We start from the raw sequence: 617 nt of genomic DNA, 5'->3' as shown, positions 1-617 counted from the left end.
TCGTTCTGGTAGTGCTGGATGATGTTGCGGATGACGGCCGGTTGCTCGTCCATCTCCTTCAACATGTAGTGCGCGTACGTGCCCTTCTCGATGTCTGACGCATCGATCTCGGCCGTGTACGGTGCACGCTCGAGTACTTCGCCGTCGAGCGTCTTGATTGTCGCCGACTCACGCGTGAGGATGACAATCTCGCCGTCATGGAGCTCGAGGTACTGGTCTGTCACCTGGAGCATCGCCATCGCGTCCGATGCGACGACGTTGAACGTGCCGTCACCGAGTCCGACGAGGAGTGGTGACTTGTTCTTCCCGATATAGAGGCGCTCTTTGTCCTCTGAGTCGATCATCGCGATCGCGTATGAACCGTGGAGGTCCGAGAGCGTCTTGCGGAACGCCGCCTCGACATCACCGAGCTCGACGAAGTGCTTCTCCATGAGCTGGACGATGACTTCCGTGTCCGTCTCAGAAAGGAACGGGACATCAAGCGTCTTCTTGATGATTTCGTCGTTCTCGATCACGCCGTTGTGGACGAGCGTGAAGCGTCCTGTCGTACTTTGGTGCGGGTGGGCGTTCGGTACGCTCGGTACCCCGTGTGTCGCCCAACGTGTGTGGCCGATTCC

The 617-nt window shown here is 58.7% G+C and carries 1 pseudogene; it reads right to left on the bottom strand.

Features of this window, described 5'->3' with window-relative positions:
* Positions 1 to 617, bottom strand: a pseudogene (locus KNO75_RS14980) (glutamine--fructose-6-phosphate transaminase (isomerizing)); the annotation flags it as partial.

The sequence above is a fragment of the Exiguobacterium sp. s35 genome (assembly GCF_018617535.1).
Taxonomy (GTDB): domain Bacteria; phylum Bacillota; class Bacilli; order Exiguobacteriales; family Exiguobacteriaceae; genus Exiguobacterium; species Exiguobacterium aestuarii.
The sequence above is the reverse complement of the archived record's forward strand: the minus strand, read 5'-3'. Positions and strand labels throughout refer to the sequence as shown.